This window comes from Nitrospirota bacterium (assembly GCA_037386965.1).
GTDB lineage: Bacteria > Nitrospirota > Thermodesulfovibrionia > Thermodesulfovibrionales > JdFR-86 > JARRLN01.
Map to the genome: position 1 here is coordinate 1 of JARRLN010000107.1, position 6,503 is coordinate 6,503.

Below are 6,503 nucleotides of genomic sequence, written 5' to 3' on the forward strand. Positions count from 1 at the left end.
GCAGCAGGGGTTGCTGGGCGCTTTTCTGTTCCTGGTGCCTGCGGTCATTCTGTCGGGCTTTATGACGCCCATCGCTAACATGCCCGAGACGGTGCAGTACATTACATTGGTCAATCCCATGCGCTATTTCCTGGTCATACTGAGGGAGGTGTTCCTGGAAGCGGCGCCGTTTCATGCGCTCGTCGGCCAGTTCTGGCCCATGGCGGTGATAGCGCTTGCTACCCTGGCCACCGCTGCGTCGCTGTATCGGCGGCGCATGTACTGAGGCCGCAACTTTATGCCGGAACTAACCTGGGGTGCCGACGTTCCTATCTTCAGACCTCGGGACGTCACCGACCTCACCCTGTGCTCATCCCTTGCCATGGATGACGGGATAACGCCGGCGTTACTCCAAAAACCCTGGATATTGTGATAGCATCTGATGCATGGAGGGGATAATCTCAGCCATCCACGGTGACATAGTGGAGGTGGACTTTCGCGACCGGCTTCCGGGGATTAACGAGGCTCTTGTGGTGAAAGCCCCTGATGGAACCCGGACCATAATGGAGGTTCACAGCCACACCAGCAGAACCTCCGTAAAGGCCTTGGCCCTGGGTTTTACTGGAGGACTCACGAGGGGCATGACCGTCGTGGCCCAGGGCCGTCCGCTTTCCATTCCGACCTCAAAGCAATGCCTGGGAAGGGCCTTTGACGTCTTCGGCAATCCCGTAGACGAGGGCAACCCCCTGGAAAAGACCGAAACAGCGCCCATTCACAAATCCCCCCCGGACATAGGCCTTCAGGTACCGGCCTCCGGCATCGTAGAGACCGGCATCAAGATGATCGACCTCCTGGCCCCCTTTCCTCGCGGGGGGAAAGTGGGCATGTTCGGAGGCGCGGGGGTAGGCAAGACCGTGCTTCTCATGGAGTTCATCTATAAAATGGTCAAGGTCCATGCGGGTATCTGCGTCTTCTGTGGGGTGGGCGAGAGAATGCGGGAGGGGCACGAGCTCTGGCGGGAGATGCAAAGGCAGGAAATAATGGGCAACTCCGTCCTGCTGTTCGGCCAGATGAGCGAATCGCCCGGCATCCGCTTTCGCACGCCGCTTAGCGCGGTAAGCATTTCAGAGTTCTTCCGTGATGAGGTGGGCACGGACGTCCTCTTCCTTATGGACAACGTCTACCGCTTTGTCCAAGCGGGAAACGAGGTTTCCGTGTTGCTGGGCAGGCTCTCCTCGCGGGTGGGCTACCAGCCGACCCTCGAGGCCGAACTCGCCCAGGTTCAGGAAAGGCTTGTTTCCACCCGGAGCGGAAGCATCACCTCCGTCCAGGCCGTCTACGTGCCCGCCGACGACATGACCGACCCTGCTGTGGCCGGTGTCATGCCACACCTGGATGCAGCCTTAGTGCTTTCCCGGGAGGCTGCCGCCAAGGGGCTCTACCCGGCGGCGGACCCCCTGCTTTCGCACTCCAAGCTCCTGAACCCCGAGGACATGGGCCAGCGCCACTACGACATTTCACAGGACGTCAAGGAGCATTTGGCCCGGTACAAGGAACTCATGGACATCATAAACATGCTGGGTCTCGAGGAGCTTTCTGCAGCGGACAAGCTCGTCGTGCACCGGGCCAGGAGGCTTGAGAGGTTTCTCACACAACCCTTCTTCCTCACCAAGGAATTCACCGGACGGATAGGCAAGCACGTGGAACTTGCCAAGACCCTTGACGGCTGCGAGGCCATACTCTCCGGCGAGATGGACGACGTCCCCGAAGAGAGGTTTTTCATGGTCGGCAGCCTGGAGGAGGTGGGGAAATGACCAGCAGGCCCTTTGACGTGGAGATAATAACCCCCCTTCAGACCCTGACCCGGAAGGTGAGGCACATACGGCTTGAAGACGAAACCGGTTACTTCGGGGTGATGCGGGGGCATATGGATTTTGTGACCGTGCTTCAGCCTTCGGTGGGCTATTATTCCGACGTCGAGGGCCGGGAGGTCTTCCTCGCTGTGGAGGGTGGGGTGCTGTTGGTCCGGGATGGCAGGGTAACCCTGACTTCCCGCGGGGTCTTTGAAAACACGGATCCGGAGAAGCTCAAGCAGACCATCGAGGAGTCCATGAAGCGGAAGGAACGCTCCGAGGCAGCCTATGCAAGCCTGGTGCGGGGCCTGGAGAGGGCATTCCTTGAGAAATCGGTGGAGATGGAAAGGTCCAGGTGAAGCCGGACTTCCCCGAGAAGATAGAGAAGTCCGTCCGGGACATCGTCCAGGGCAGGAAAAAGGCGGGTTTCTGGCATTACGCCTATCTCATCGGGGTGGGCGGCTGGCTCCTGGCCCTCCCCATAGTGGCCGGGGCCTATGTGGGCTGGTACCTGGACAAAAAGTTCCCCGGCGGGGTCTCCTGGACCATCACCCTGATGCTTCTAGGCATCGCCGTGGGGGCTTACAATGTGTGGTACTTCCTGATGAGAAACGCTGAATGAAAAAGATAACGGTTTTTCCCGAGGTGATATTCAGCATCGGCCCTGTCCGTGTCACCGACACGGTAGTGGATACCTGGATAGTGATGGCTATAATCGCGGGGGCCTTCTATTTAATCACCAGGAGGCTGAGCACGGAGCCGTCTCTCGCACAGGAAGCCCTTGAGGCCGTGATAGACGCCATAGTGGAGACCATAAGGGAAGTGCTTCCCATAGACCCCTGGCGGGTGGTCCCTGTGGTGGGCACCCTATGGATCTTCATAGGGTTCGCCAACCTGGCCGGGCTGGTGCCCGGTCTGGACTCTCCCACCGCGGACCTCAACACGACCGCCGCCTTTGCAATCATATCCTATCTGTCCTCTCACGCCTATGGCATAAGCACGGAGGGGCTCAGGGGCTACCTCCGGCACTACACCCGGCCTACGTGGGTGCTGCTTCCATTCCATCTGGTCTCCGAGGCCACCAGGACCGTGGCCATGGCCATCAGGCTTTTCGGCAACATGATAAGCGGGGAGATGGTGGGTATCATCCTGCTCGGAGTAATGGGCCTTCTGGCCCCTGTGCCTTTCGAGCTTCTGCACCTGATAATCGGCGTGATACAGGCTTTCATCTTCGGGATGCTTACTCTCGTGTTCATTGCGGGAGGACTGAGGCACGGTGAATAGAAAAGAGGAGTATCGATGAGGAGGAGTCGATGAGCGACATGACGGTAGTGTTGGTGGCTTCAGTTTTTGCGGCAGCGCTGGCTATTGCCATCGGCGGCTATGGGCCGGCCAGGGCACTGGGCGAAGCCCTCAAGCAGGGGCTCGATTCCATGGCCAGGCAACCGGAGTCTTCCGCGCAGATCATGCGTACATTGTTCGTGGGCATGGCACTTATCGAGTCTATCGCCATCTACGCCTTCGTGATCACCCTCATCATCCTGTTTGCCAATCCGCTCATCGACCTGATAGCCAGGTAAAGATGACGGCGCGAAGGGGCTAAGGTGAAACTGGACATCTGGACCATCCTGTTTCAGATTGTAAACTTCGCAGTCTTGCTCTTCATACTCCAGCGGCTCTTGTACAGGCCGGTTAGAGAGGTCATGGAGCGGCGCAGGCAGACGGTTGAGCGGAACATGCAGGGGGCGGAGAAAAAGCAAGAGGAGGCCGAGGAGCTTCAGCTGCAGTATCGGAATAAGATCGAGGAGCTGGAGCGCCTGAAGGTGGAGACAATGGAGACCATGAAGCAGAAGGTGGAGAAGGAGCGCATCAGGCTAATGGACAAAGCCAGGGAAGACGCCCGGGCGGAGGGGGAAAGGCAGAAGGCGCTTTTTGAAACCGAAAAGCGGAAGATGGACACGGCCCTGAGAGAAAAGGCCGTGGAGGCGGCAGCGTCATTCTCTATGAAGATGCTTTCGGACCTTTCCAACCGCGAGATCCACAGGCTGACATTCGAAAGACTTTTTGAACTGGTTCCGGAAATAGCCTCCGAGATGGCCTCGGCCACTGAGCGAAGGACGAAAGAGGGAGAAGAGACGGGAGGCCCCCTCGAGGTAGAGCTCGTCACCGCTTACCCTGCCGAAGAAGAGGAACTTTCCCGTCTCCGCCGGGAGCTGACGGCCAGCCTTGGCCGCGATGTGGAGATAAAGGCCACCGTTGATATCGGGCTCATCGCGGGGGCGAAACTCAGGGCTGAAGACAAGGTCTATGACTCCTCCCTTTCGGGCCGGGTCGAGGCCCTTAGAAGAAGACTGGAACAGCTGCAGTGAGCCAGGCGTTTGAAGGGTTCCTCGAAAAGCTCAAACATGAAGCCGGCCAGACCGGCTACCGGGTTGGTGTGGCCGAAGAGGGGCGGGTCGTCTCGGCTGGCGACGGGATAGCCTTGGTCTCAGGCCTCCGGGATGCCAAGCTCTACGAGTTGGTATCCTTCGAGGACGGAAGCGAGGGCATAGTCTTCGACCTTGACCGGGAGACCCTGGGCGTCATCATCTTGGTCCAGGGGGAGGGCATAGGCGCCGGTGCCAGGGCTTTCAAGACCGAGCGCATAGCCTCGGTGGCCGTAGGGGACTGGATACTGGGCAGGATGGTAGACCCCCTGGGCAGTCCCCTTGACGGCCTGCCAGGGCCCGAGGAACCATCCTATGCCCCTGTGGAAAGACACGCGCCGAGCCTGGTCCAGCGAGAGTACGTAACCACCCCGCTTTATACCGGCCTCAAGGTCATAGACTCCATGCTCCCCATAGGCCGGGGCCAGCGGGAGCTCATCATAGGAGATTCCTCAACGGGAAAGACCGCCATAGCCATAGATACCATTATCAACCAGAAAAACTCCAACGTTATCTGCATCTACGCAGCCATCGGCCAGAAGCAATCCCGCGTCCTGAGAACCCTGGAAGAAGTGAAAAAGCATGGTGATTTCTCCCGAGTCGTTTTCCTGGTGGCGGATGCCTCCGACTCCCTGGGCCTCAAGTATATCGCCCCCTACAGCGCTACCTCGGTGGCCGAGTACTTCATGGATAAGGGGCGCGACGCGCTGGTGGTCTACGACGACCTCACCAGGCATGCCGAGGCCTATCGCTCCTTGAGCCTCCTCCTTAAAAGGCCGCCGGGAAGAGAGGCCTATCCGGGAGACATTTTCTTTCTGCATTCCCGGCTTCTTGAGCGCTCCGCCAATCTTAACAGTGCCCACGGCGGGGGCTCCATAACCGCCCTGCCCATTGTGGAGACCCAGGAAAGAAAGATCTCGGCCTTTATCCCCACGAACTTGATCTCCATAACCGATGGACAGATTTATCTTGACATCCAGCTCTTTAACAAAGGGCTCCTGCCGGCCGTAGACATAGGCATGTCGGTCTCCCGTATCGGCGGCAAGGCACAAAGCGACGCGATGAAAAGCGTTTCGGAAAAGCTGAGAATGGACTTCACCCGGTTTACCGAGGTTGAGGTCTTCACCCGATTCGGCGCCCACGTGGAAGAGGAAACAGCACGATTAATACGCCGCGGAGAGAGGCTCAGGGAGTTTCTCAAGCAGCGACAGTTCCACCCTGTGCCCCTCCAGGAACAGGTCCTGGGGTTTCTGGTCTTGGAAACCGGCGTGCTGGACGGATTGGCCCTCGAGGAGGTCTCCGGCGCCGCCGAAAAGATTATAGACAAGATAAAGGAACGGTTTCCGGAAACAGTCGAGCTTATTACACGGGGGATGAGGCCCCCGACCGCCGAGATGGAGCGGCTCAGACAATTCAGCAGGGAAATCGGGGCCTAGCCATGCTCTCCACGATTGAGATACAAAGGAGGATTTCCACCACCCGCGCGATAGGAGAAATCATAAATGCCATGAAGGCTTACTCCGGGGTGACAATTCGAAAGACCGAGGAGACCGTTTACAACATCAGAAAATACGAGGACAGCCTTCTTTGCGCCATGGCGGACCTCCAGGCCCACCATCCTCCGGCAGCAACGGCACTCGTCCGGCGGGGCACTAGGCGCATCATGGTTGTATTTGGCTCTTCCCAGGGACTATGCGGCTCTTATAACGACAGGATAGCGGGGGCCGTCTCCGGAGCCCTGCGGGAACCCGACAGCCTGTTCGTGGTAGGCAGGAGACTCAAGGGAGTACTGGATTCCAAAGGGATACCCTATGACATGCATGCCGAGGCACCCGTGAGCGTCAGCGGCATAGAAAGCGCCCTGGAGAGCACGCTCAAGTCCGTCTCGGAAGAATACCGGAGAAGAGAGTACTATTCCCTTGCATTCGTCTTTAGCTTTATCGAAGAGGACAAGGCCGTGCTCGGCACCGAGAAGATCCTTCCACCTGACCCGGCCAGAGTAAAAGCCAGGGGTGCTGCGGAGAGACCCCCGTTGGTCTACATGAACCCGGCCAGGCTTTTTGAAGACATACTCCAGGAATTCCTATACATCAGCCTGTACCGTTGCTTTCTTGAATCCCTGAGGTCCGAAAACTGGTACCGCCTCAGAACTTTGCAGGGCGCCTCTCAGAATATAGATCGCAGGCTCGAAGAGCTCCGGTCCCTTCAAAATTATGCCCGGCAGGAGGAAATAACCGAGGAAATG

Annotated in this window: 9 protein-coding genes; all 9 read left to right on the forward strand. The window is 58.3% G+C overall.

Going from position 1 to position 6,503, the window contains the following annotated elements:
- On the forward strand, positions 1 to 265 hold a 265-nt coding region (locus P8Y39_12050), incomplete at its 5' end, for an ABC transporter permease (protein ID MEJ2193049.1).
- Positions 266 to 425: 160 nt separating this feature from the next.
- Entirely contained in the window at positions 426 to 1,793 is a 1,368-nt protein-coding gene (gene atpD, locus P8Y39_12055; GenBank protein ID MEJ2193050.1) for a F0F1 ATP synthase subunit beta, read from the forward strand.
- Positions 1,790 to 2,191 carry a F0F1 ATP synthase subunit epsilon gene (locus P8Y39_12060; protein ID MEJ2193051.1) on the forward strand — a complete coding sequence of 134 codons (402 nt, stop codon included), beginning with the start codon at positions 1,790 to 1,792 and terminating at the stop codon, positions 2,189 to 2,191. Before atpD ends, P8Y39_12060 begins: the two co-directional genes overlap by 4 nt.
- Positions 2,188 to 2,454: an AtpZ/AtpI family protein gene (locus P8Y39_12065; protein MEJ2193052.1), complete on the forward strand. Its 267-nt coding sequence runs from the start codon at positions 2,188 to 2,190 to the stop codon at positions 2,452 to 2,454. The genes P8Y39_12060 and P8Y39_12065 overlap by 4 nt, the downstream gene beginning before the upstream one ends.
- Positions 2,451 to 3,116, forward strand: a complete 666-nt coding sequence (locus P8Y39_12070) for a F0F1 ATP synthase subunit A (GenBank protein ID MEJ2193053.1) — start codon at positions 2,451 to 2,453, stop codon at positions 3,114 to 3,116. Before P8Y39_12065 ends, P8Y39_12070 begins: the two co-directional genes overlap by 4 nt.
- A gap of 29 nt (positions 3,117 to 3,145) precedes the next feature.
- A complete protein-coding gene (gene atpE / locus P8Y39_12075; GenBank protein MEJ2193054.1) occupies positions 3,146 to 3,412 on the forward strand; it encodes an ATP synthase F0 subunit C in 267 nt (88 codons plus the stop codon).
- A 24-nt stretch (positions 3,413 to 3,436) separates the two neighbouring features.
- Positions 3,437 to 4,201 carry a F0F1 ATP synthase subunit delta gene (locus P8Y39_12080; GenBank protein MEJ2193055.1) on the forward strand — a complete coding sequence of 255 codons (765 nt, stop codon included), beginning with the start codon at positions 3,437 to 3,439 and terminating at the stop codon, positions 4,199 to 4,201.
- Entirely contained in the window at positions 4,198 to 5,694 is a 1,497-nt protein-coding gene (locus P8Y39_12085; protein ID MEJ2193056.1) for a F0F1 ATP synthase subunit alpha, read from the forward strand. The genes P8Y39_12080 and P8Y39_12085 overlap by 4 nt, the downstream gene beginning before the upstream one ends.
- Positions 5,695 to 5,696: 2 nt before the next feature.
- A partial coding sequence (locus tag P8Y39_12090; protein MEJ2193057.1) for a F0F1 ATP synthase subunit gamma occupies positions 5,697 to 6,503 on the forward strand: 807 nt, incomplete at its 3' end.